Annotated in this window: 25 protein-coding genes and 1 riboswitch; of the genes, 20 read left to right on the forward strand and 5 right to left on the reverse strand. The window is 46.3% G+C overall.

Annotation, left to right across the window (positions count from 1 at the left end; all coding sequences use genetic code 11):
* The first annotated feature begins 2 nt into the window (after nucleotides 1-2).
* The 4 genes from ACNFN4_RS01145 to ACNFN4_RS01160 all read left to right on the forward strand — a co-directional run bounded on the left by ACNFN4_RS01145 (nucleotide 3) and on the right by ACNFN4_RS01160 (nucleotide 5,153).
* A complete protein-coding gene (locus ACNFN4_RS01145; protein WP_021494414.1) occupies nucleotides 3-536 on the forward strand; it encodes a CvpA family protein in 534 nt (177 codons plus the stop codon).
* 105 nt (nucleotides 537-641) lie between these two features.
* Nucleotides 642-2,354 (forward strand): DNA polymerase/3'-5' exonuclease PolX, encoded by a 1,713-nt coding sequence (polX, locus tag ACNFN4_RS01150; RefSeq protein WP_029973353.1) that lies wholly within the window; start codon nucleotides 642-644, stop codon nucleotides 2,352-2,354.
* A 20-nt stretch (nucleotides 2,355-2,374) separates the two neighbouring features.
* Nucleotides 2,375-4,732, forward strand: a complete 2,358-nt coding sequence (locus ACNFN4_RS01155; protein WP_015240335.1) for an endonuclease MutS2 — start codon at nucleotides 2,375-2,377, stop codon at nucleotides 4,730-4,732.
* A gap of 16 nt (nucleotides 4,733-4,748) precedes the next feature.
* Complete coding sequence (locus tag ACNFN4_RS01160) at nucleotides 4,749-5,153, forward strand: DUF350 domain-containing protein (RefSeq protein ID WP_003152541.1); 405 nt, start codon at nucleotides 4,749-4,751, stop codon at nucleotides 5,151-5,153.
* Nucleotides 5,154-5,291: 138 nt separating this feature from the next.
* Here the strand turns inward: ACNFN4_RS01160 and ACNFN4_RS01165 are convergent, their stop codons facing one another.
* Nucleotides 5,292-5,969, reverse strand: coding sequence for a DUF2711 family protein (locus tag ACNFN4_RS01165; protein ID WP_448199946.1), 678 nt, complete (start codon nucleotides 5,967-5,969; stop codon nucleotides 5,292-5,294).
* A 105-nt stretch (nucleotides 5,970-6,074) separates the two neighbouring features.
* On the opposite strand from ACNFN4_RS01165, the gene ACNFN4_RS01170 reads away from it, so the two are divergent.
* The 9 genes from ACNFN4_RS01170 to ACNFN4_RS01210 all read left to right on the forward strand — a co-directional run bounded on the left by ACNFN4_RS01170 (nucleotide 6,075) and on the right by ACNFN4_RS01210 (nucleotide 16,708).
* Nucleotides 6,075-7,763 carry an AMP-binding protein gene (locus tag ACNFN4_RS01170; protein ID WP_017418312.1) on the forward strand — a complete coding sequence of 563 codons (1,689 nt, stop codon included), beginning with the start codon at nucleotides 6,075-6,077 and terminating at the stop codon, nucleotides 7,761-7,763.
* Nucleotides 7,764-7,851: 88 nt separating this feature from the next.
* Nucleotides 7,852-8,436, forward strand: coding sequence for a TetR/AcrR family transcriptional regulator (locus ACNFN4_RS01175; protein ID WP_448200023.1), 585 nt, complete (start codon nucleotides 7,852-7,854; stop codon nucleotides 8,434-8,436).
* Between the two features lie 13 nt (nucleotides 8,437-8,449).
* Nucleotides 8,450-9,229, forward strand: a complete 780-nt coding sequence (locus tag ACNFN4_RS01180) for an enoyl-CoA hydratase (RefSeq protein WP_332286175.1) — start codon at nucleotides 8,450-8,452, stop codon at nucleotides 9,227-9,229.
* Nucleotides 9,230-9,242: 13 nt separating this feature from the next.
* Nucleotides 9,243-10,016 (forward strand): electron transfer flavoprotein subunit beta/FixA family protein, encoded by a 774-nt coding sequence (locus ACNFN4_RS01185; protein WP_448199947.1) that lies wholly within the window; start codon nucleotides 9,243-9,245, stop codon nucleotides 10,014-10,016.
* A gap of 31 nt (nucleotides 10,017-10,047) precedes the next feature.
* Entirely contained in the window at nucleotides 10,048-11,025 is a 978-nt protein-coding gene (locus tag ACNFN4_RS01190; RefSeq protein ID WP_021494410.1) for an electron transfer flavoprotein subunit alpha/FixB family protein, read from the forward strand.
* 213 nt (nucleotides 11,026-11,238) lie between these two features.
* A complete protein-coding gene (locus ACNFN4_RS01195) occupies nucleotides 11,239-12,729 on the forward strand; it encodes an alpha-N-arabinofuranosidase (RefSeq protein WP_014418579.1) in 1,491 nt (496 codons plus the stop codon).
* A gap of 153 nt (nucleotides 12,730-12,882) precedes the next feature.
* The gene (gene trxA, locus ACNFN4_RS01200) at nucleotides 12,883-13,197 is read left to right on the forward strand and encodes a thioredoxin (protein WP_003152560.1); all 315 of its coding nucleotides are present in this window, start codon (nucleotides 12,883-12,885) and stop codon (nucleotides 13,195-13,197) included.
* A 142-nt stretch (nucleotides 13,198-13,339) separates the two neighbouring features.
* A complete protein-coding gene (gene uvrC, locus ACNFN4_RS01205; protein ID WP_017418307.1) occupies nucleotides 13,340-15,112 on the forward strand; it encodes an excinuclease ABC subunit UvrC in 1,773 nt (590 codons plus the stop codon).
* A 61-nt stretch (nucleotides 15,113-15,173) separates the two neighbouring features.
* Nucleotides 15,174-15,353, forward strand: a riboswitch (Lysine riboswitch).
* Nucleotides 15,354-15,478: 125 nt separating this feature from the next.
* Complete coding sequence (locus ACNFN4_RS01210; protein ID WP_448199948.1) at nucleotides 15,479-16,708, forward strand: aspartate kinase; 1,230 nt, start codon at nucleotides 15,479-15,481, stop codon at nucleotides 16,706-16,708.
* 46 nt (nucleotides 16,709-16,754) lie between these two features.
* Here ACNFN4_RS01210 and ACNFN4_RS01215 read toward each other — a convergent pair whose 3' ends face one another.
* Nucleotides 16,755-17,201, reverse strand: a complete 447-nt coding sequence (locus ACNFN4_RS01215) for a YslB family protein (RefSeq protein ID WP_007612940.1) — start codon at nucleotides 17,199-17,201, stop codon at nucleotides 16,755-16,757.
* A gap of 296 nt (nucleotides 17,202-17,497) precedes the next feature.
* On the opposite strand from ACNFN4_RS01215, the gene sdhC reads away from it, so the two are divergent.
* The 5 genes from sdhC to ACNFN4_RS01240 all read left to right on the forward strand — a co-directional run bounded on the left by sdhC (nucleotide 17,498) and on the right by ACNFN4_RS01240 (nucleotide 21,458).
* Nucleotides 17,498-18,106 (forward strand): succinate dehydrogenase cytochrome B558, encoded by a 609-nt coding sequence (gene sdhC / locus ACNFN4_RS01220; protein ID WP_003152571.1) that lies wholly within the window; start codon nucleotides 17,498-17,500, stop codon nucleotides 18,104-18,106.
* Between the two features lie 33 nt (nucleotides 18,107-18,139).
* Complete coding sequence (sdhA, locus tag ACNFN4_RS01225) at nucleotides 18,140-19,900, forward strand: succinate dehydrogenase flavoprotein subunit (RefSeq protein WP_003152573.1); 1,761 nt, start codon at nucleotides 18,140-18,142, stop codon at nucleotides 19,898-19,900.
* A 2-nt stretch (nucleotides 19,901-19,902) separates the two neighbouring features.
* The gene (gene sdhB, locus ACNFN4_RS01230) at nucleotides 19,903-20,661 is read left to right on the forward strand and encodes a succinate dehydrogenase iron-sulfur subunit (RefSeq protein ID WP_003152575.1); all 759 of its coding nucleotides are present in this window, start codon (nucleotides 19,903-19,905) and stop codon (nucleotides 20,659-20,661) included.
* Nucleotides 20,662-20,720: 59 nt separating this feature from the next.
* Nucleotides 20,721-21,158: an acyl-CoA thioesterase gene (locus ACNFN4_RS01235; RefSeq protein WP_012118126.1), complete on the forward strand. Its 438-nt coding sequence runs from the start codon at nucleotides 20,721-20,723 to the stop codon at nucleotides 21,156-21,158.
* Nucleotides 21,159-21,278: 120 nt separating this feature from the next.
* The gene (locus ACNFN4_RS01240; protein WP_016938666.1) at nucleotides 21,279-21,458 is read left to right on the forward strand and encodes a helix-turn-helix domain-containing protein; all 180 of its coding nucleotides are present in this window, start codon (nucleotides 21,279-21,281) and stop codon (nucleotides 21,456-21,458) included.
* Nucleotides 21,459-21,469: 11 nt separating this feature from the next.
* On the opposite strand, the gene ACNFN4_RS01245 is transcribed toward ACNFN4_RS01240, so the two are convergent.
* From ACNFN4_RS01245 to ACNFN4_RS01255, 3 genes are all read right to left on the reverse strand, one after another.
* Nucleotides 21,470-21,946 carry an ImmA/IrrE family metallo-endopeptidase gene (locus ACNFN4_RS01245; RefSeq protein ID WP_375035342.1) on the reverse strand — a complete coding sequence of 159 codons (477 nt, stop codon included), beginning with the start codon at nucleotides 21,944-21,946 and terminating at the stop codon, nucleotides 21,470-21,472.
* A 144-nt stretch (nucleotides 21,947-22,090) separates the two neighbouring features.
* The gene (locus ACNFN4_RS01250; protein WP_375035343.1) at nucleotides 22,091-23,128 is read right to left on the reverse strand and encodes a hypothetical protein; all 1,038 of its coding nucleotides are present in this window, start codon (nucleotides 23,126-23,128) and stop codon (nucleotides 22,091-22,093) included.
* Between the two features lie 443 nt (nucleotides 23,129-23,571).
* Nucleotides 23,572-23,976: a helix-turn-helix domain-containing protein gene (locus ACNFN4_RS01255; RefSeq protein ID WP_129003952.1), complete on the reverse strand. Its 405-nt coding sequence runs from the start codon at nucleotides 23,974-23,976 to the stop codon at nucleotides 23,572-23,574.
* A gap of 191 nt (nucleotides 23,977-24,167) precedes the next feature.
* On the opposite strand from ACNFN4_RS01255, the gene ACNFN4_RS01260 reads away from it, so the two are divergent.
* Nucleotides 24,168-24,398, forward strand: a complete 231-nt coding sequence (locus ACNFN4_RS01260; RefSeq protein WP_129003950.1) for a helix-turn-helix transcriptional regulator — start codon at nucleotides 24,168-24,170, stop codon at nucleotides 24,396-24,398.
* 54 nt (nucleotides 24,399-24,452) lie between these two features.
* Nucleotides 24,453-24,593 (forward strand): hypothetical protein, encoded by a 141-nt coding sequence (locus ACNFN4_RS01265; protein WP_016938671.1) that lies wholly within the window; start codon nucleotides 24,453-24,455, stop codon nucleotides 24,591-24,593.
* Nucleotide 24,594 lies beyond the last annotated feature (1 nt).

Here is a 24,594-nt window from a genome sequence, read left to right on the forward strand (position 1 = left end):
ATATGATAGATATCATCATCTTAGTTTTGCTCTTAATGGGCACATTGCTTGGATTAAAAAGAGGATTTATCCTCCAATTTATATATTTAACGAGTTTCATCCTCTCGATTGCGTTTGCGGCGCTTTTTTACAAAAGCCTGGCCCCGCATCTGAGCTTTATACCCGCGCCTGATTTTTCCGGCGGGCAGGCGGCTCTGTCTTTTATTAAAGGAAACGTAGAGACGGCTTATTACAACGCGATCGCGTTTGTCATTTTGTTTATCATCGCAAAGATTCTGCTCCGGATTATCGGAGCGGCGCTTAATATCATCGCCAGCATTCCGGTCATTAAACAGATCAACAAACTGCTGGGCGGGGTGCTTGGGTTTCTGGAAGTCTATTTATTTGCGTTTATCCTGTTATACGTCGCATCCGTACTGCCGGTAAGCGCGCTTCAGGATATGCTCGCGCAATCGACGCTTGCAAATATCATCACACATCATACGCCGTATCTGTCAGGGCTCCTGCAAGAACTGTGGGCCCAGTACGGGGCATAAAAAACTTCTCTTGACCGGAGAAGTTTTTTTCAAGCTCTGCGTCAGTTGTGCCGGAGGAGAAAAATTTGTATGATGAAAAGCAGGAAACGACTGGGGGTTAACAGTATGCATAAAAAAGATATCATCAGGCTGCTTGAAACGATTGCGGTCTATATGGAACTGAAAGGGGACAACCCGTTTAAAATATCAGCCTTCCGAAAAGCGGCAGCGGCGCTTGAGCAGGATGACCGCAGCCTGTCGGAAATCGACGACATGATGTCTTTATCCGGAATCGGAAAAGGCACCTACGGCGTCATTCGTGAATATATGCAGGAAGGTGTGTCCGGCACGCTTCTCCAATTGCAGAAAGAAGTCCCGGAAGGCTTGGTTCCTCTTTTGAAGCTTCCGGGCCTCGGGGGCAAAAAAATTGCCAAGCTGTATCAGGAGCTTGGCGTTCATGACGCGGAATCGCTGAAAGAAGCATGCGAGCAGCAAAAAGTACAGGGGCTCGCCGGTTTCGGCAAAAAAACGGAGGAGAAAATCCTCCAGGCTCTCGGAGAAGCCGGAAAACAGCCGGAACGGTTTCCGATCGGCTATGCGCTCAGCATTGCTTCAGTAATTGAAGAACATTTGGCCCGGCTGACGGATATTCAGAAATATTCCCGGGCCGGCAGTCTCAGAAGAGCGCGGGAAACCGTAAAAGATCTGGATTACATTATCGCTACAGATCATCCGGAGGCTGTCAGAGAACAGCTTCTTTCCCTCCCGAACGTAAAAGACGTGATAGCGAGCGGGGATACAAAAGTATCAGTCATCCTGACCTTTGAATATGAGACGAGTGTGGATTTCCGGCTTGTGACAGAGGAACAGTTTGCCACCACACTGCATCATTTTACCGGTTCTAAAGATCACAACATTAAAATGCGCCAGCTGGCGAAAGAGCACGGTGAACGGATCAGTGAATACGGAGTAGAAACTATAGAAACGGGAGACGTCAAAACATTCCCGAGCGAAGAAGCGTTTTACGCCCACTTCGGTCTGCCGTTTATTCCTCCTGAGCTCAGAGAAAGCGGGCAGGAGGTCGACACGTACCGGGAAGAAACGGACCTTGTGGAGCATAAAGCGATAAAAGGCGATCTCCACATGCACTCAGCCTGGAGTGACGGCGCTTTTTCCATCAGAGAAATGGCAGAAGCTTGTATGGCAAAAGGCTATCAGTACATGGCGATTACCGACCATTCCCAATATTTAAAGGTAGCCAACGGGTTAACGGCCGAACGGCTCAAAAAACAGGCGGAAGAAATTGACGCGTTAAATGCTGAATTTGAAAATTTTCATATTTTTAAAGGCGTAGAAATGGACATTCTCCCCGACGGTTCGCTTGATTATGATGACAGTGTTCTGTCTGAAATGGATCTTGTCATCGCATCTATTCATTCAAGCTTCAGCCAGCCGGAACATGTCATTATGAAACGGCTTGAACAGGCGCTGACGAATAAGCACGTGGACATTATCGCCCACCCGACGGGCCGCCTGATCGGCAGACGGGCCGGCTATGAAGTCGACATCGACATGCTGATTGAACTCGCCGCCAAAACAAATACGGCGCTTGAACTGAATGCAAACCCCGCGCGCCTCGATTTACGGACTGAGCATCTGATCAAAGCAAATGAAAAAGGTGTGACTTTGGTCATTAATACCGATGCCCATAATATCGAGATGCTCGATGATATGAAAACGGGCGTGACCGCTGCGCGCAAAGGGTGGACGGAGACAAAACATGTGTTAAACGCCCGGCCGCTACACGAGGTCAAAGCATTTCTGACGCGCAATGATTAAGTAAGGAGGATCACAAAACCGTGCAGCAAAAAGTGTTATCATCACTTGAATTTCATAAAGTAAAAGAACAGATTACCGCACATGCCGCCTCATCGCTCGGCCGGGAGAAGCTTCTGCAGCTGAAACCTTTGACGGATCTCTCAGACATCCAAAAACAGCTGGATGAAGTCGAAGAAGCATCCGCGGTCATGCGTTTGAGAGGCCATGCTCCGTTCGGCGGCCTGACCGACATAAGATCCGCTTTACGGCGGGCGGAAATCGGCAGTGTGCTGACGCCGGCGGAATTCACCGAATTGTCCGGGCTGCTGTATGCCGTTAAACAAATGAAGCATTTTATCAGCCAAATGACAGAAGACGGCGTCGGCATTCCGCTGATACAGGCCCATGCAGAAGAGCTGATTACATTAGGCGATTTGGAAAGGGAGATTAACTCCTGCATTGATGACCATGGTGAAGTGCTTGATCATGCGTCTCCCGCTTTAAGGGGAATCCGCACGCAGCTCAGGACGCTTGAATCAAGAGTCAGAGACCGGCTTGAATCGATGCTGCGTTCATCTTCCGCTTCTAAAATGCTGTCTGACACCATCGTTACGATTCGGAATGACCGCTTTGTCATCCCGGTCAAACAGGAATACAGATCAAGCTACGGCGGAATTGTCCACGATACATCTTCATCCGGTGCGACACTGTTTATTGAACCGCAGGCGATCGTAGATATGAACAACTCGCTTCAGCAGGCGAAAGTAAAAGAAAAACAGGAAATCGAACGGATTCTCCGGATGCTGACGGAGCATACGGCTGAACACACACAAGAAATCGCTCAAAATGTGGAAGTGCTGCAGACACTGGATTTCATTTTCGCCAAAGCGAGATACGCAAAAGCGATGAAGGCGACAAAACCACTCATGAACGGAGACGGCTTTATCCGGCTGAAAAAAGCGCGCCATCCGCTGCTGCCCCAAGATCAAGTCGTGGCCAACGATATTGAACTGGGCGGAGATTATTCAACGATCGTTATCACGGGGCCGAATACGGGCGGTAAAACCGTTACGTTAAAAACACTCGGGCTGCTGACGATTATGGCGCAGGCAGGATTACACATACCGGCTGATGAGGGATCGGAAGCAGCAGTATTTGACAATGTGTTTGCCGATATCGGCGATGAACAGTCGATCGAACAAAGTCTGAGTACGTTCTCATCCCACATGGTCAATATCGTTAATATTTTAAAAGACGTGTCTGAAAACAGTCTTGTGCTGTTTGATGAACTCGGTGCCGGAACAGATCCGCAGGAAGGGGCGGCGCTTGCCATGAGCATCCTTGACGAAGTTCACCGGACAAACGCCAGAGTGCTTGCGACAACCCATTATCCGGAACTGAAAGCATACGGATATAACAGACAAGGCGTCATGAATGCCAGCGTTGAATTTGACATTGAAACGCTTTCGCCTACCTATAAGCTTCTGATCGGAGTGCCGGGCCGAAGCAACGCATTTGAAATCTCAAGACGCCTTGGGCTTCCGGAGCATATCATCGGCCAGGCGAAGTCAGAAATGACCGCCGAACATAACGAAGTCGATCTGATGATCGCATCGCTTGAAAAAAGCAAAAAAAGAGCGGATGAAGAGCTTTCAGAAACCGAATCAATCAGAAAAGAAGCAGAAAAACTGCACAAAGAGCTTCAGCAGCAAATCATTGAGCTGAACGCCCAAAAAGATAAAATGATGGAAGAAGCCGAGCAGAAAGCTGCGGAAAAACTGGAAGCCGCCGCAAATGAAGCCGAACAGATTATCCGCGAACTCCGGTCCATCAAGCAAGAACACAGATCCTTTAAGGAACACGAGCTGATTGACGCCAAAAAACGCCTCGGAGACGCGATGCCGGCTTTTGAAAAATCAAAGCAGCCGGAAAGAAAAACAGAGAAAAAACGCGAGCTGAAGCCGGGCGACGAAGTAAAGGTGCTCACATTCGGACAAAAAGGGGCGCTGCTTGAAAAAACCGGCGAGAAAGAATGGAACGTTCAAATCGGCATCCTCAAAATGAAGGTGAAGGAAAAAGATCTTGAGTTTCTCAAATCGGCTCCTGAACCGAAAAAAGAAAAAGCAATCACCGCCGTAAAAGGGAAGGATTATCACGTATCGCTTGAACTTGACCTCAGGGGAGAGCGTTACGAAAACGCCCTCAGCCGCGTCGAAAAATATTTAGATGACGCGGTGCTTGCCGGCTATCCGAGAGTGTCCATCATTCACGGAAAAGGCACGGGCGCCCTCCGAAAAGGGGTGCAGGATCTTCTGAAAAACCACCGCAGTGTGAAAAGCTCGCGGTTCGGGGAAGCGGGAGAAGGAGGATCAGGCGTAACGATTGTCGAACTAAAATAAAAAGGGAGTAAACGTCATGAATGCTTTTTGGGAAAATGAGCTTGTTGAAATCGCGGCTTATTACAGTGTAGCCGTCTTGTGTCTCGTCATTTTTCTGACCGTGTTTGAATTGGTGACATCCTATAAAAACTGGGTGGAAATCCAAAAAGGCAATCTTGCGGTGGCAATGGCGACCGGAGGGAAAATTCTCGGTATCGCAAATGTCTTTCAGCACAGCATCGCCCAGCATAATTCGCTTTTGCAAATGATCGGCTGGGGCGTATATGGATTTATTATGCTTTTAATCAGCTATTTTATCTTTGAATTTCTGACGCCCCGGTTTAAAATTGATAAAGAAATTGAAAAAGATAACAGAGCTGTCGGCTTTATTTCATTTGTCATCTCAGTCGGCCTGTCATTTGTGGTGGCCGCCGGGATTTAAGGGGACGGGGAAAAATGGAGAAGCTTGCGAAAGTGCTGCTGTCGGCAGCGGGAATTTTTCTGTTCATCGGACTTATTTATCTGGTCATGACATCTTAATACTGAAAAAAGGCTGCCGAACTAAAATCGGCGGCCTTTTTTATTGAGAATACCAGTTTATGCAGGCCGTATCGGAGCAAATGCCGGCTTCCCAACTCATGGCGCGGATGACAGATGGCATGTCTTGTTCTTCCATGAGAAAGAGTGTCGTAAAAGAATCATATATGCTCATAAAAGCGGCGCGCCGTTTTTCGTCGGAAATGATCATGTCAGCCCGCAGCAATCCGCATACATCCGAAGCCGCCGTTTGATTGAGTGAAAATATGCCTTTCTCTTCGACCGGCTCATAATAAGTGCAGCGCTTTATGCCTTTTGAACGGAACACATCCAAAAGTCCCGGAATTAAAAATGGCGAAGTGACATCATCGCTCGGCAAGTACAGATCGGGATGATGAAGCCGATTTAACAGCTCGGCGGATTCAGGATGTGCATATTCATCCCGCAGTGCCATGACAGCGCTCATAAGCGCAAGCGCTGTCTCTTTTTCAGAGCGCAATCCGCAAACGGTCATGACGGTTTGCCAGGAAACGGGGCTGCCCATCGCGATGATCTCCTCATCACTCGGATACATATGTTCATAAGGCAGTTTGCGCTTTTGCTCTTCCCACCCATCCGGCATCCGGACAAAGGGATGAAGCAAAAAGGCGGCCGACGTAAACGGCTTCGGCAGCTGGCGCAGGATAGGAACTCCTTCTTCAAAATGCAGCGTTTCCAGCAAACTCAACACCTCCTGAAACTCGAAATTTCACATGAAACGCTTTCCAATTCCAATCACCCTTCTGCTATAATAATAGCGTATAGGAAAACAGAAGGGAGAGGTATTATGCAGTCTGAAAAGCCATGGCTTTCTCAATATCCCGAAGAGATTCCGCATGAGCTTGAATTTACCGATCAAACCCTGCCATCCAATCTGACAAACTCCGCAGCTCAATTCCCGAACCATACCGCCATTTATTTTCTCGGAAAAAAACTCACATTTCAAGACGTTCTCACAGATTCGTTAAAGCTAGCCGCTTTTTTACGCAAAACAGGCCTGAAAAAAGGTGACAGAGCCGCCATTATGCTGCCCAATTGTCCGCAGTCGGTCATCGCTTTTTACGGCGTATTGTTTGCCGGCGGCATTGTCGTTCAAACCAATCCTCTCTACACGGAACACGAACTTGAGTATCAGCTGAAAGACAGTGCGCCGCGCGTGATCATCACCCTCGATATGCTGTTTCCGAAGGTGATAAAAATGAAAACGTTATCAATCGTCGAACGCATTATTACAACGAGTATAAAAGACTTTTTGCCGTTCCCGAAAAATATGCTGTATACGCTCACCCAAAAACAACAGGTGCATATTGATTATGACGGCTGCGAACAAATTCACAAATTAGCGGATATTTTAAAAAACGAAAGAGCGGAGGAAGCGGAGCCATTTGATATTGACCCTGCGCATGACATCGCCGTGCTTCAATACACGGGCGGAACAACCGGCTATCCGAAAGGCGTCATGCTCACACATCGGAACATTCAGGCCAATACAGAAATGTGCGCCGCCTGGATGTACAAAATGAAAAAGGGAGCCGAAAAGGTGCTCGGCATCGTGCCTTTTTTTCATGTGTACGGATTGACCGCCGTGCTCAATTTTTCCATTATGCAGGGATGTGAAATGATCCTTCTTCCTAAATTTAATCCTTTGGATACCCTGAAAACAATCGACAGGCTGAAGCCGACGGTTTTTCCCGGGGCACCGACGATTTACATCGGGCTGTTGCATCACCCGGAGCTGAATAAGTATGATTTGTCCTCCATTGAAAGCTGTCCGAGCGGTTCAGCGGCGCTGCCGGTTGAGGTCAAACAGAAATTTGAAAAAGTGACCGGAGGAAAGCTTGTGGAAGGCTACGGATTATCCGAAGCATCACCGGTTACCCATTCAAACTTCATTTGGGGAAAAAATAAACCAGGCAGCATCGGCTGTCCCTGGCCCAATACCGACGCCGGAATCTATTCAGAAGAAAAAGGCGGGCTTGCGGGGCCGTATGAACACGGCGAGCTGATCGTAAAAGGTCCTCAGGTCATGAAAGGATACTGGAATAAGCAGGAGGAGACGGCGCGTGTCATCAGAGACGGCTGGCTGTTTACCGGAGATATGGGATATATGGATGAGGAAGGATTTTTCTACATCGCCGACAGGAAAAAAGACATCATCATTGCCGGCGGATACAACATTTACCCCCGGGAGGTGGAAGAGGCGCTGTATGAGCATGAAGCCGTACAGGAAATCGTCGTAGCGGGCGTTCCTGATTCCTACAGAGGGGAAACGGTGAAAGCATTTATCGTTTTGAAAAAAGGCGCCGAGGCAGATGCCGATGAGCTTGATGCGTTTGCAAGAGAGCGGCTTGCGCCGTACAAAGTCCCGAAGCTTTACGAATTCAGAAAAGAGCTTCCGAAAACGGCCGTCGGAAAAATATTAAGAAGGCGTTTAGTTGAAGAGGAAGATGTTTCCCGTGAAAACAAGGTGCCTTAAAAGAAAAACTTGACAAAATCCGGATTCCTTTTTATCATGAAGTTATGAATGAATAGTCATTCATTTATCGAAGGAAGGAACGATGACATTGAACCAAAAACGGCCAAAGTATATGCAGATTATTGATGCAGCAGTAGAAGTCATAGCGGAAAACGGCTATCACCAATCACAGGTGTCCAAAATCGCCAAGCAGGCCGGCGTTGCGGACGGCACCATCTATTTATATTTCAAAAACAAAGAGGATATACTCATTTCTCTTTTTAAAGAAAAGATGGGCCAGTTCATTGAACGCATGGAAGAAGAAGTGAAAGAAAAAACGACGGCAAAAGAAAAACTCGCCCTCGTTATTAAGCAGCATTTCACACTGCTCGGCAATGACCGCCACCTCGCGATTGTGACCCAGCTTGAGCTCAGACAGTCGAATATCAAGCTGCGCCTGAAAATCAATGATATTTTAAAAGGTTATTTAAACATGCTGGACACCATTTTGACCGAAGGAATCAAGTCGGGGGAATGGAAAGACAATCTCGACGTCCGCCTCGCCCGGCAGATGATATTCGGGACGATAGATGAAACAGTGACAACATGGGTGATGAACGATCAGAAATATGATCTTCCGGATTTGTCAGAAAAGGTATTGGAGCTGTTGGTGTCAGGGATTCATCAAAACTAAAGGGGGTTGACGGATGAACAGCCTTTCGATGGCGGTAGAACAATCTGTTGCGGTGATCACCATTAATCATCAGCCGGCCAACGCGCTGTCCGGTGCGGTTTTAGATGAGTTGTCCGGTCTGTTCGACCGGTGTGAAACAGATGACAGCGTCAGAAGTATCATCATTCGCGGTGAGGGAAAATTTTTCTCGGCGGGCGCCGATATAAAGGAATTTACGTCGCTTGAAAATCTTGAGCAATCTTCTGCCATGGCGGATAAAGGCCAGCAGCTGATGGAAAGAATTGAAGGGTTTCCGAAGCCCGTTATCGCGGCGATTCACGGCGCTGCGCTCGGCGGCGGCCTTGAGCTAGCCATGGCCTGCCATATCAGAATCGCCACATTGGATGCAAAGCTCGGCCTGCCCGAGCTGAATCTCGGCATTATTCCGGGCTTTGCCGGGACGCAGCGGCTTCCCCGGTACGTCGGTACGGCGAAAGCGCTTGAAATGATCGGCACTTCAGAACCTGTGACCGGAGAAGAAGCGCTCAGCCTCGGCCTTGTCACGATAGGCGCCGAACATGAGGAAGAGCTGCTGCAAAAAGCGAAAACGCTCGCGGGCAAGTTTGCGGAAAAAAGCCCGCAGTCGATGGCTTCTCTGCTTGAGCTCCTTTATTCAAACAAGATCTATTCTTATGACGGCGGCTTAAAGCTTGAAGCAAAGCGCTTTGGGGAAGCATTTGCATCAGATGACGCAAAAGAAGGCATTCAGGCATTTCTCGAAAAAAGAAAGCCTCAATTCGGTGGGCGAAGATAAAGGGGATAAGATTATGAATCTATTTGTACTGATGAAACGGACGTTTGACACAGAAGAGAAAATCGTCATTGAAGCAGGAAAGATTCAGGAGGACGGAGCCGAATTTATCATTAATCCGTATGATGAATACGCCATTGAAGAAGCCATTCAGCTGAAAGAAGAGCACGGCGGAACCGTTACCGCTGTAACCGTCGGCGGAGAAGATGCGGAGAAAGAACTGAGAACCGCCCTTGCGATGGGCTGTGACCAGGCGGTGTTAATCAATATTGAAGATGATCTGAGCGATCCTGACCAATACTCCATTTCAACTATCTTATATCATTATTTCAAGGATCGGGAATATGATCTGATTCTCGGAGGAAATGTCGCGATTGACGGCGGTTCCGGCCAAGTGGCTCCAAGGCTTGCCGAACTGCTGAACATTCCTTGCGTCACAACGATTACAAAACTGACAATCATCGGCGATGAAGCTGTGGCAGAGAAAGACAACGAAGGGGATACCGAAATCATTAAAACCTCACTTCCTTTAGCCATCACGGCACAGCAAGGTTTAAACGAGCCGCGCTATCCGTCGCTTCCGGGCATTATGAAGGCGAAGAAAAAACCGCTGGAAGAACTTGAGCTCGATGATCTCGACATTGATGAAGATGATGCCGCACCGAAGCTCAAAACGATCGAACGTTTTCTGCCGCCGCAAAAAGAAGCGGGCAGACTGATCGAAGGAGAAGCCGCTGAGCAGGCGAAAGAGCTTGTGTCACTGCTGAGAAAAGAAGCCAAAGTCGTATAAACCGATATTAAAGAAACTGGGGGATGTCAGAATGGGAAAAAAAGTGATCGTACTCGGAGAAATTCGTGACGGCGCCTTACGGAACGTCACCTTTGAAGCTATAGCCGCAGGCAAAACCATTTCCGGCGGAGGAGATGTCATCGGCGTGCTGATGGGAAAAGGCGCGGCTGATGCAGCATCAGAACTCATTCAGTACGGCGCCGACAAAGTATTTACGGCCGATGCGCCGGGGCTTTCTCAGTATACGGCGGACGGATATGCCGCGGTTCTCGGGGATTTGATCGAAAATGAAAAGCCTGATGCGGTCATTTTCGGCCACACTTCTATGGGAAAAGATTTGTCACCTAAGCTTGCGGCCCGGTTTGAAACGGGGCTGATTTCAGACAGCACGGATGTAAGCGTTACCGGAGACAACATCGTTTTTACAAGACCGATCTATTCCGGCAAAGCCTTTGAACAGGTGATTTCAACCGATCCTTTCATTTTGGCGACAATTCGGCCGAATAATATTCAGGCATTAGAAAAAGACGCGAACCGGACGGGTGATATTGAAGAGCTTGCGGCGCCTCCGGCAGATTTGCGGACAGTCATTGAAGAAGTAGTCAAAAAAACGGCGGACGGCGTGGATTTATCAGAAGCGAAAATTATCGTAGCAGGCGGCCGCGGTGTAAAAAGCAAAGATGGGTTTGAACCGTTAAAAGAACTTGCCGAGGTGCTCGGAGCAGCGGTGGGCGCTTCACGCGGCGCGTGTGACGCGGACTATTGCGATTATTCTCTTCAAATCGGCCAGACGGGAAAAGTCGTCACGCCGGATTTGTATATCGCCTGCGGCATTTCCGGAGCGATTCAGCACTTGGCGGGCATGTCAAACAGTAAGGTCATTGTTGCCATTAACAAAGACCCGGAAGCGGAAATATTTAAAATAGCGGACTACGGAATTGTCGGCGATTTGTTCGAAGTGGTTCCGCTTCTGACCCAGGAATTTAAAAATGCCAATATTCATTCATAATCAAAACCCTCTGGCTTAATTTGTCAGAGGGTTTTGATTTGTGTTAATTGGTTCGTACAAATTATAGATTAATAAAACAATAGATTGACATGTACGAACCAATGTAATAAGCTTTTGTAAAGCGCTTACAAACTTATCCATTCAGCATGCATTCCAGATACATAGATCGGCTGTAGTGCTTTCATTCTTATTAAGGGAAAGGAATGATCAAGTTTGTCTCACAATACGGCAGTCATTCAAACTGATATCACACGGGGAACCATTAATAAAAACATATACGGACATTTCGCGGAACACCTGGGAAGAGGCATATATGAGGGCATCTGGGTCGGAAAAGATTCCGATATTCCGAATACCGGCGGGGTCAGGACGGATGTTGCCGCCGCCCTCAAACAGCTTCAGATTCCCGTCCTCAGATGGCCGGGCGGCTGTTTTGCTGATGAATACCATTGGGCAAACGGCGTAGGGAAACGCAAAACCATGCTGAATACCCATTGGGGCGGGACGATTGATTCCAATGAATTCGGCACGCACGAGTTTATGATGCTTTGTGAACTGCTCGGCTGCGAACCGTACATCGCCGGAAACGTCGGCAGCGGAACGGTTAAAGAAATGGCTGATTGGATTGAATACATGACGTTTGAAGCGGGCACGCCGATGTCCGACTGGAGAAAAGAAAACGGGCGGGAAAAACCGTGGAAGCTGAAATATTTCGGAATAGGAAATGAGAACTGGGGCTGCGGCGGAAACATGCATCCTGACTATTATGCCGACCTTTACAGAAACTTTCAAACCTATGTCCGTAATTACAGCGGCAATGAAATCTATAAAATTGCCGGCGGCGCGAATGTCGACGATTACCGCTGGACTGAAACTTTAATGAAAAAAGCCGCTGATCTCATGGACGGGCTGAGCCTGCATTATTACACAATACCGGGCGACTTCTGGAAGGGGAAAGGATCAGCGACGGAGTTTACGGAAGATGAATGGTTCACCACGATGAAAAAAGCGGCGCATATGGATGAATTGATCACAAGGCACAGTGCCATCATGGATCAGTACGATCCCGAAAAAAGAGTCGGGCTGATCATTGATGAATGGGGCACGTGGCTTGATCCTGAGCCGGGCACGAATCCGGGCTTTCTGTATCAGCAGAATACGATCCGCGACGCCCTTGTCGCCGCCACGCATTTTCATATTTTTCATCAGCACGCAGACCGCGTACAGATGGCCAATATCGCGCAAACCGTCAACGTGCTTCAGGCAATGATCCTGACAAAAGGGAAAGAAATGCTGTTGACGCCGACGTATCATGTGTTTGATATGTTTAAAGTGCATCAGGACGCTTCTTTTTTGGCGACAGAAACAAAAGCAGCCGGGTACGAATGGAATGACGGCCGGCTCCCGCAAGTCAGCATTTCAGCGTCCAAACAGCAAAACGGAGACATACATATCAGCATTTGCAATATCGATCATCTGCAAAAAGCTGATGTGAAGATTGAACTGCGGGGCATGAAAAAGACAGGGAAGCCTTCGGGAACGATTCTGCACGCGGAAAAAATGAATGCCCATAATACATTCAGCAGTCCGGAAAACGTCAAACCGAAGCCGTTTTCCGGGTTTACTCAAAAGAGCGGAAAACTTGAGGCGGAGCTTCCTCCGATGGCGATTGTATTAATCACGCTGCCTGCGGGTCCATCTTAAGTTTTGAACGCCCGCCGCCCGGTTATAATACACTGTATAAATAAGATTATTTCCGGCGGGATCGGGAGAAAATAATATAAGCATTAAATTAGCATGAACGAATGGGAGATGCTATACTAAAAATCATCATTTGACAATTGGAGGAATAACAAAATGGCTATCGTAAAAGCAACTGATCAATCGTTCTCAGCTGAAACAAGTGAAGGTGTCGTATTGGCTGATTTCTGGGCTCCTTGGTGCGGACCTTGTAAAATGATCGCGCCCGTTCTTGAAGAGCTTGATCAAGAAATGGGAGACAAACTGAAAATCGTCAAAATCGACGTGGATGAAAACCAAGAAACTGCCGGTAAATACGGCGTCATGAGCATCCCGACACTTCTCGTGTTAAAAGACGGAGAAGTCGTTGAAACATCTGTCGGTTTCAAACCGAAAGAAGCTCTTGAAGAGCTTGTAAACAAACATCTGTAAGCCGAAAGCTTCCGTTACGGCAGGGCGATTCCTTTGAAAGGGAATCGCCTTTTTTGATCTTCCAAAAGCTGAAAATGGAGAAAAACAAATGTTCGTGATACACTGAATGGACACGAGAAATGAATGTAAGGAAGGGTAACGTATGAATAAACAACTGAAAGAAAAGCTGGCCCTCCTTCCCGATCAGCCGGGCTGTTATTTAATGAAAGACCGTCAAAAAACAGTCATCTACGTGGGGAAAGCGAAAGTCTTGAAAAACAGGGTGCGATCTTATTTCACCGGTTCTCACGACGCAAAAACCCAACGGCTTGTGACGGAGATTGAGGACTTTGAATATATCGTGACTTCCTCCAATCTTGAAGCGCTTATTTTGGAAATGAATCTGATTAAAAAATACGATCCGAAATACAATGTCATGCTGAAAGATGATAAAACCTATCCCTTTATTAAAATCACCCATGAACGCCATCCGCGGCTGATTGTCACCCGGAATGTCAAAAAAGACAAAGGACGCTATTTCGGCCCGTATCCGAATGTGCAGGCGGCGCGGGAAACGAAAAAACTGTTGGACCGCCTTTACCCGCTCAGGAAATGCTCAAAGCTTCCGGACCGCGTCTGTCTTTATTATCATCTCGGACAATGCCTCGCCCCATGTGTAAAGGATATATCTGAGGAGACAAACCGCGAGATTGTTGAAGACATCACCCGTTTTTTAAAGGGAGGGCATAACGAAATCAAAAAAGAGCTCGAAGCGAAAATGGCAGAAGCGGCGGAAAAGCTTGAATTTGAACGGGCTAAAGAATTCCGCGACCAGCTTGTTCACATCGAATCGACGATGGAGAAGCAAAAAATGACCATGAATGACCTTCTGGACCGCGATGTGTTTGCATATGCCTACGATAAAGGCTGGATGTGCGTCCAAGTCTTTTTCATTCGCCAAGGAAAACTGATCGAACGCGACGTCAGCATGTTTCCGATGTATCAGGAAGCGGATGAAGAATTCCTGACCTTCATCGGCCAGTTCTATTCCAAAAACAATCACTTTCTGCCTAAGGAAATTCTGGTGCCTGACAGCGTTGACAGGGACATGATCAGCGAGCTGTTGGAAACCGCCGTGCATCAGCCGAAAAAAGGCCCGAAAAAAGAGCTGCTTTTGCTTGCGCACAAAAATGCGAAAATTGCTCTGCGGGAAAAATTCTCGTTAATCGAGCGGGATGAGGAACGGTCGATCGGTGCAGCCGAACGGCTCGGCGAAGCGCTGAATATTTACACGCCGCATCGGATTGAAGCGTTTGACAACTCCAATATTCAAGGCACAAACCCCGTATCGGCCATGATTGTCTTTATTGACGGAAAACCGAATAAAAAGGAATACCGCAAATATAAAATTAAAACCGTAACAGGGCCGGATGATTACGGCTCAATGAGGGAAGTCGTCAGAAGAAGGTACACGAGGGTGCTCCGCGAAAATCTTCCGCTGCCGGATTTAATCATCATTGACGGCGGAAAAGGGCAGATTAACGCGGCGCGCGACGTGCTCGAGAATGAGCTCGGCCTTGATGTCCCGGTAGCGGGATTGGCGAAAGATGATAAACACCGAACATCGAACCTTTTGATCGGCGACCCGCTTGAACCGGTGTTTCTGGAGCGGAACAGCCAAGAGTTTTACCTGCTTCAGCGTATTCAGGACGAAGTTCACCGTTTTGCGATCAGCTTTCACAGACAGATCCGGGGAAAAAGCGTCTTTCAATCCGTTCTGGATGATATCCCCGGAATCGGCGAAAAACGCAAAAAAATGCTCTTAAAACATTTCGGATCTGTCAAAAAGATGAAGGAAGCAAGCCTTGACGATATCAAAAAAGCCGGTGTGCCGGCCGCGGCGGCCCAGCTGCTGTTTGAAAAATTGAAAAAATAGTATTGTGCTTTTCTGAAAAATCTGCTAGAATGTGAACTAATTTCATAAGATCGTGTTATATGGTGAAGATAGAGGTGCGAACTTCAATAGTAAGCCTTTGGAGAATGATGGATTCTGCGAAAAAGGCTGAAAGGGGAGCGTCGCCGAAGTGTATCACATCCCATCGGTGTGATTCGCTGGCCTTGCATTAAATAAATGTAAGGCTGTCAAGAATTCATTTTCTTGGAGGGCTATCTCGTTGTTCATAATCAATCGTAATGATATGAAAAAGCAATGAGAGCTATTCCTCTCATTGCTTTTTTTATTGTGGACAAAACGCTCTTTTCTCCTCACCCGCACGAACCAAAATGTAAAGGGTGGTCTAGTATGGGTCTTATCGTACAAAAATTCGGAGGCACTTCCGTCGGCTCTGCCGAAAAAATTCAAAATGCTGCAAATCGCGCCATTGCTGAAAAGCAAAAAGGCCATGATATCGTAGTCGTCGTTTCGGCAATGGGAAAATCAACCGACGCGCTCGTTAACCTCGCGGCTGAAATCACATCTGAACCAAGCAGACGCGAGATGGATATGCTTTTGTCAACGGGAGAGCAGGTCACGATTTCCCTTTTGTCCATGGCGCTTCAGGAAAAAGGATATGGCGCCGTCTCTTATACGGGCTGGCAGGCGGGTGTCCGCACGGAAGCCGTTCACGGTAATGCGAGAATTACGGATATTGATATTACGGCGATTCGTTCGCAGCTTGCAGAAGGCAAAATCACAGTCGTTGCCGGTTTTCAGGGTGTAACGGAAGACGGCGGCATCACGACGCTCGGACGGGGCGGTTCCGATACGACGGCGGTCGCTCTTGCAGCAGCGCTGGAAGCGGATAAATGCGACATTTATACAGATGTTCCGGGCGTATTTACGACAGATCCGCGGTATGTCCGGTCAGCGAGAAAACTGGCGGGAATTTCTTATGATGAAATGCTGGAGCTTGCAAATCTAGGAGCGGGTGTTCTTCACCCGCGGGCGGTTGAGTTCGCGAAAAACTACCAAGTGCCTTTGGAAGTGCGGTCAAGCACAGAGCATGAAGCGGGAACATTAATTGAGGAGGAATCATCAATGGAGCAGAATTTAATCGTCAGAGGAATTGCATTTGAAGACCAGATCACAAGGGTGTCCGTTACGGGTCTTGCAAGCGGACTGACAACACTTTCAACAATCTTCACCGCGCTGGCAAAACGAAACATCAACGTTGACATTATTATTCAGACACAGTCGGACGATGGGGAAGCGGATATTTCTTTCTCAGTGAAAACGGAAGATGCCGCGCAAACGGTCGCCGTGCTTGAAGAATATAAAAACGCGCTTGACTATGAAAAAATTGAAACCGAAAGAAAACTGGCGAAAGTCTCTATTGTCGGGTCGGGCATGGTTTCAAATCCCGGCGTCGCCGCGGACATGTTTGCCGTACTGGCGGAAAAAAATGTACAAGTCAAAATGGTGAGCACATCTGAAATAAAAGTATCAGCGGTTGTCAGCGAAAATGATATGGTGAAAGCGGTCGAAGCGCTTCATGATGCGTTTGAGCTTTCTAAACAGCCGTCTGCCGTATAAACGGGCAGGCAAAAAGGCGGGACTTGGAGTCACCGCCTTTTTTCAATTATACAGGGTCCTTCATATCCCATTTTACGGTCAGGACGACTTTATCCGCTCTCTTTTTTACCTGTTCATAAGATTCTGCAATCTGATCGTTCATCAATTGAATCTGTTCGGCTATAAAACCGGCTTCAAGCTGAAAACAAGGCTCTTTCTGATGTTTGAGCCTGCTGGATACGAGCGGTCCTTCCAGTTCAAATTCCAGTTCTTGTTTTTTTGATCCTGCGTTTGTCAAAGTTCCCCAGCCGGCTTTTTCAAAAAAGGCGGGGATTTCTTCCCACGATTGAAGAGGAAATTTGCGGGCGAGGCGTTTTCCCGCCCAATACATCATCGATGAATGTTCCGGGCCGAGGATATCCGGAAGCACGATTTCCCGGATTAATTCGTAGCCGTATGCGCTGACGTCGAGTTCAGTTAAAGGTTCTAAAGCTGCTTCATAATTATTCTTCATATTATGTATTCCCCTCTCTCCTTCGTTTATTATAGCTTAAACAGGGGGGAGGATTACAGGATGATCCTATAAAACAAGCGAAAAAATGTGAGAAAGATATCGCAGGAAAATAAAATTTTCCCTCCAGATAATCAATTCCGAAAATTATAATTTATGTACACGTTTTCTTGACGCCCTTTTGAGGGAGGAGTAAAATGAAATTGTCAATAAATTTTAATAAAGTGCTTACAATTGAAACGAAGTGGGGGCAGAGATTTTAGTACATTTCGCACTTAAATCAAACAGGGGGTAAAGTAATGTCTGGGAACAGAGAGTTTTATTTTCGAAGATTGCATTCCTTGCTCGGTGTTATTCCGGTCGGCATCTTTTTGATCCAGCATTTAGTCGTCAACCAATTTGCCGCAAGGGGAGCGGATGCGTTTAACAAGGCGGCCGGCTTTATGGACAGTCTGCCGTTCAGGTATGCGTTAGAAATTTTTATTATTTTCTTACCTTTAATTTATCATGCGGTTTACGGTGTGTACATAGCATTTACTGCGAAAAACAACGCTGGCCACTACAGTTATTTCAGAAACTGGATGTTTGTGCTTCAGCGTGTCACTGGTATTCTCACCCTTATTTTCGTCAGCTGGCATGTGTGGCAGACGCGGATTGCCGCGCAGATGGGCGCTGAAGTCAACTTCGATATGATGGCGAATATTCTGAGCTCGCCGTTTATGCTCGGCTTTTACATTGTAGGCGTTTTATCGGTCATTTTTCACTTTTCAAACGGCTTATGGTCTTTTGCGGTCACATGGGGGATCACGGTCACGCCGCGTTCTCAAAGAATTTCGACTTACGTGACGCTGATTATATTTTTAGCGCTTTCATACGTAGGTTTAAAAGCGATTTTTGCGTTTGTGTAAGAGAACTAGATTACTAGAGGGAGAGGGGCTATCATGAGTCAATCAAGCATTATCGTAGTCGGCGGGGGTCTTGCCGGCCTCATGGCGACAATTAAAGCAGCGGAATCAGGCACGGCCGTTAAATTGTTTTCCATCGTTCCGGTCAAACGCTCTCACTCGGTCTGCGCGCAGGGCGGGATAAACGGAGCTGTCAACACAAAAGGGGAAGGAGACTCTCCGTTTGAGCATTTTGATGACACGGTATACGGAGGCGACTTTTTGGCAAACCAGCCTCCTGTAAAAGCGATGTGTGAAGCGGCGCCGTCCATTATCCACTTATTGGACCGCATGGGGGTTATGTTTAACAGAACGCCGGAAGGGCTTTTGGACTTCCGCCGTTTCGGGGGTACACAGCATCACAGAACCGCATACGCGGGAGCGACGACGGGTCAGCAGCTTCTTTACGCACTGGACGAGCAGGTGCGCAGATATGAAGTGGCGGGTCTCGTCACAAAATACGAAGGCTGGGAATTCCTCGGCGCCGTTCTTGACGATGAGCGCACGTGCCGCGGTATCGTAGCCCAAAATCTGACCAATATGCAAATCGAGTCATTCCGTTCTGACGCCGTTATTATGGCGACGGGAGGACCCGGAATCGTATTCGGAAAATCAACAAACAGCATGATCAACACGGGATCTGCCGCATCAATCGTTTATCAGCAGGGCGCTTATTATGCAAACGGCGAATTTATCCAAATTCACCCGACAGCAATCCCGGGGGACGATAAACTGCGTCTGATGAGTGAATCGGCACGCGGCGAGGGCGGAAGAGTCTGGACGTACAAAGACGGAAAACCTTGGTACTTCCTTGAGGAAAAATATCCGGCTTACGGAAACCTCGTACCGCGGGATATTGCGACACGTGAAATCTTTGACGTGTGTGTGAATCAGAAACTCGGCATCAACGGAGAAAACATGGTGTATCTCGATCTGTCGCACAAAGATCCGAAAGAGCTTGACGTTAAGCTTGGCGGCATTATCGAAATCTATGAAAAATTCATGGGCGATGACCCGCGCAAGCTTCCGATGAAAATTTTCCCTGCCGTTCACTATTCAATGGGCGGACTGTGGGTTGATTATGATCAGATGACAAGCATCCGCGGACTGTTCGCAGCGGGTGAATGTGATTATTCAATGCACGGAGGAAACCGTTTAGGGGCGAACTCTCTGCTTTCCGCCATCTACGGAGGAATGGTGGCCGGACCGAATGCGGTGAAATATGTTTCCGGACTTGAAACATCAGCGGAAGACCTGTCTTCTTCATTATTTGATTCCTATGTGAAAAAAGAAGAAGAAAAATGGGCCGATATTATGAAGATGGACGGCGACGAAAATGCCTACGTGCTTCACCGTGAGCTCGGAGAGTGGATGACGGCCAACGTCACGGTGGTCCGCCACAACGACAAGCTTTTGAAAACGGATGACAAGATCCAAGAGCTGATGGAACGCTTTAAGAAAATCAATATCAACGATACGACAAAATGGAGCAACCAAGGGGCGATGTTCACCCGCCAGTTCTCCAATATGCTTCAGCTTGCCAGAGTCATCACGCTCGGCGCATATAACCGAAATGAAAGCCGGGGAGCGCACTATAAACCGGATTTCCCTGAAAGAAATGACGATGAGTGGCTCAAAACGACGATGGCTAAACATGCCGGTCCGTTTGAAGCTCCGGAATTTGAATATCAGGATGTCGATGTATCACTGATTGCGCCCCGTAAACGCGACTACTCGAAGAAGAAGGTGGCGAAATAATCATGAGTGAGAAAAAGATACGGTTTATCATTACACGTCAGGATACGCCCGAAAGCGCGCCATACGATGAAGAATTCGAAATCAATTACCGCCCGAATCTGAACGTGATTTCTGCCCTGATGGAAATCCGCAGAAATCCCGTGAATGCAAAAGGAGAGAAAACCACTCCGGTCGCATGGGACATGAACTGTCTTGAAGAAGTATGCGGCGCCTGCTCCATGGTCATCAACGGGAGACCGCGCCAGTCATGTACGGCGCTGATTGATAAGCTGGAACAGCCGATCCGTCTGAAGCCGATGAAAACATTCCCGGTTGTCCGTGACCTTCAGGTTGACCGCAGCAGAATGTTTGATTCACTGAAAAAAGTGAAAGCATGGGTGCCGATTGACGGAACTTACGATTTGGGGCCGGGGCCGAGAATGCCGGAAAAACGCCGCCAGTGGGCATATGAATTGTCTAAATGCATGACATGCGGCGTCTGCCTCGAAGCCTGCCCGAACGTCAACAGCAAGTCGAAATTCATGGGGCCTGCCCCGATGTCGCAAGTGCGTCTGTTTAACGCCCATCCGACGGGCGCGATGAACAAAGCAGAACGTTTAGAAGCGTTAATGACAGACGGCGGCCTTGGAGATTGCGGGAATTCACAAAACTGTGTGCAATCCTGCCCGAAAGGCATTCCGCTTACGACTTCAATCGCCGCTTTGAACAGAGATACCAATTTACAAGCATTCCGTAATTTCTTCGGAAGCGACAGAGTATAAGAAAGAGAAAAAGAGCCTCTTCCGCACGGGAGAGGTTTTTTTATAAGGAGCTGAAGATGATGAAACAACCGCAATATATTGATATCCCGTTTGAAGAATGGAGACAGTCGTTTTCTTTCTTTACTGAAGTATCGGTTCGTTTTTCAGAAACGGATATGTTCGGCCATATGAATAATGTAACCCCTTTCATCTATTTTGAAGAAGCACGGATCGCTTATTTTAAACAGCGAGGCATAACGGCGCAAAACTCGGAAACGATGACGGTCGTCGCAAGCCAGCAGTGCGACTATATGCGTCAGGTGATGCCGTATGAAAATCTGCGGATTTATGTGAAAGCAAGCGCTGCCGGAAATGCGTCCGTCACCCTTCATTACCTTGGAGAAAATGAGTCGGGCCTGCCGTGCTTTACAGGTTCCGTCGTTATGGTTCAAGTGTCGAAGAAAAGCGGCAAAGCGGTCAGCTGGACGGAGCGGGAGAAAGGCATTCTGCTCGCCTGAACGGATAACTATTTCTCTAAGAGACGTCACCTCCGAAGCGTCCTTTACATATGATATCTTGACTATATAAACCCATTCGTTTCAGATTCGCTCTCACCTTAGCAAGGAGGGTTACAATACTTGAAGGAGAAAGATTTTCAATCAAAGCCGCTGCTGACCAAAAGAGAAAGAGAAGTATTCGAATTGCTCGTTCAAGACAAGACAACAAAGGAAATTGCAAGCGAGCTATTTATCAGTGAAAAAACTGTACGGAATCACATTTCAAATGAGATGCATACCTGTTGCAAACAAAGAGCCTGAAAAGGCTCTTTTTATATGATCAGCCTGGCTTTGTTTAAGTACATATTTAAGCGGAGATATGCAAATGATTCAGGCACTTTGAATATGTCGGCAATGACCTGCGCCGCGAAGTATTGATTATGAGGGATTTCAATTTGCCGGAGCATAAATGTTGGGATGCAGAAATGATATGCAAAATAATTCGCCTGACACTCTAAGTATTCTTTCCAATAAATCGGCATGATCTTATCATTATTTTCATGTCTGAACTCGTGGCAAACCTCATGAGAAAAATCGAGCCATTGTTCTTTTCTGGACTTTCGGGAATCTAAAGAAATGGTGAACATTCCCTTAAAGCGCAGCGCAAAACTGGTTACCGGATTGTATACGATTAAAATATCCAGCGCATGAGCGATATGATCAAAATTAATGTCACATGGATGGAGAATGTTTATTTCTCTATATAGCCTTTCAATCCAATCTTCCAGATGACTTTTTGTGTATACCAAGGTGAACGCCCCCTTAAATATGTGGAAATTAAAATGTGTACAATCTTCCTATGGTAAATGTGTCCAATAGCCTATTGAAAATTATGGATCAAACATATGTTCTATTTTAAGTGAAAAAGAAATGCCCCCGCAAGAGGGCAATTGTTATTTTTCGTCCTTTTTCTTCGCATCCTCAAAACTAAGAATGTTGAAATCGATCCTTTTTTCTGTTCCGAGCTCATCAAATGTTTTGGAATCGGTCGGAGCTGGAATAATCATTTTTATATTTTTGATATCCTTTGAATTATCCTTTAAAACCCACCATGTCTGATCTTCTTTCTTTACTTTTCCTAAAAAGTCTCCGCCTACTTCGCCCATTAAGCCCATATCAGTTTCGACTTGTTCGCCTGTATTTGTTACAATGACAGATTGATTCGGATCGAATGTAATATCCTTTGAAGAAGTGTTTTCGGCCTTCAGTTCCATTACAACTGATCGTACCTTGTCTTGATCATTAAAATAAAGGGACTTGGCGTCTTCCGTTGGCGTAATCTCCAAGACTCTGACGCTTTCGATATACAGTTTCATATCACCCATTTTAACAGGCTTCAGTGGTGTGTCTTTTCCGTCAATACCTACTTCATCGCTATACCCGATGCCAATAGTCTTTACATGTCCTAATCCTTCAATATCGCCTTCGCCTGTTTTTTGGAATTTGTCTTTAATTGCAGCGTCTTTTTTTGCTTGCTCTTTTTTCTTATCGACTTTTTCCACTACAACGGCTTTGACTTTAGGCATGGAGGTGCCTGATTCACGCCCCTCGTATGTACCATAGATTTTAACAGTATCTTGCAGTTTGAATTTGTCAGAGCTTTTATTGCTGACAGTGTAAGCCTCTGAACCATCACTGTTTTTGCTCACAGTGAACGCTACATTTTTCGAAACTGTCTTCCCGTCATCATCCACGTTATCTGCATATGTTACGTCACCTTCAATAACAATTTTGGTGCCCTTTTTTATTCCAGCGCTATTAACTTGAGCGTAATCATATGGCTTTGCATCTTTTTTTAACTGGTCTTCTAAGGAAAGTGACTTTGTTTTGTTCGAAGAGTCATCCCTTTTAGAAGATGTTGAGTCAGAATTGCATGCAGCTAAAGAAAAACTTAATGTTAACGCCCCAATACCTAACAACCATTTTTTCAAAGCAATTTTCCCCTTTTTTGTAGAAATGAATACACTTTATTTATATCGGCAGAAGCCGGAATTTTTTATTGTCTTCTCTGTATAAAAGCGGCAATTTTCTCTCTATATAAGCGCTTTTTAATGCGATTTAACACCGTATTTTCCTCTGATTTTTTTGGTACTACTCTGGTATACCATTGGGACACGGGAGGAACACGATTGGGATACGGGATATTTCGCGAACCCTTGATAAACGTAGGTTTATCCACTTGTAATATTTAACATTGGGATACGGATTGACTTACATTAGTTTCCATTCGTTTTTGTTGGGTTTCTTCTATTAGATAACTAAATAACTAAAGATAACTAAAATAACAAAGACGTCGTTTTTTGATAAACAAAAGATCGGTTTATCAAGGTGATGAAATTATGTAATTATTTGTGTCACTACAGACTAAAAAAAATCAACTTTCATCAGTTGGCTTGTCCGGCTTATATTTGTTGTTGCGAATATCCCCCGGTTTGCGGCCTGCCTCTAATTGCTGCGCAATTATCTTCTGTGCTGCCTTTAGGATAGAATCAGTGATCTTACCATCAGCAGCGGCAATTAATGTGTCAGGGTTCTCTAAAATTTTTAGCGCTTCGTCATTAAAGATTTTTTCTCGCTTTTCTTCAGTTACCCCTTTTAAAAGATAATCAGTTGAAACATCTAATATATTCGATATGGCTATTAAGGTTTTATGATCTGGCTCTCGGCTGCCTAATTCATATGCAGTATAGGCAGGACGAGTTATGCCAAGCTTATCGGCCATATACTGCTGTGTGAATTTCCTTTCTTTTCTGGCCTGCTTCAAGTTGTCTTTAAACAATGATATACACCTGCCTTTATTAAAAGTTACTTTGTTTATCATTTTAACGTAACAATTAGTTACATATAAGTGTATGTAACGAATAGAAACTTTTTTGCGCTTTTTTTGATATTTTATGTTGACAATGTAACGATATGATACTATTATGTAAGTAACGAAACGTTACATTTTGTTTTTGGAGGTGATAAAACTTGAGAGAATGGTTGAAACATCAACGCTTAGAAAAGGGGTATACACAGCAGGATGTCGCTACAGCAGCAAAAATCGAACGTGCTTATTACACAATGATCGAGAACGGTAGCAGAAAGCCGAGTGTCCCCGTTTCAAAAAGAATCGGCGTAATTCTAGATTTACCTTGGACGTTTTTTTTTGAAGATGAAGGTAACGATATGAAACATAAGGGTTCTCAGGAATCAGCTTAATTCCTTGGGTAGTCCATCTGTCCAACATGAATACACTGTCGTGAGGTGAGCGCAATGGCTAAACAAACAAAGACTAAAACAACGAACATCAAAATCGGCAAAGAGTATTACGGAACAATGGACAGAGAAGAATGCTTCCGTAAAGCTCTGGAACCGTATTTCACTTCAAAAAAAGACCTGAAGTTAAACGCTTAAA

This window comes from Bacillus sp. N1(2025), assembly GCF_053470005.1.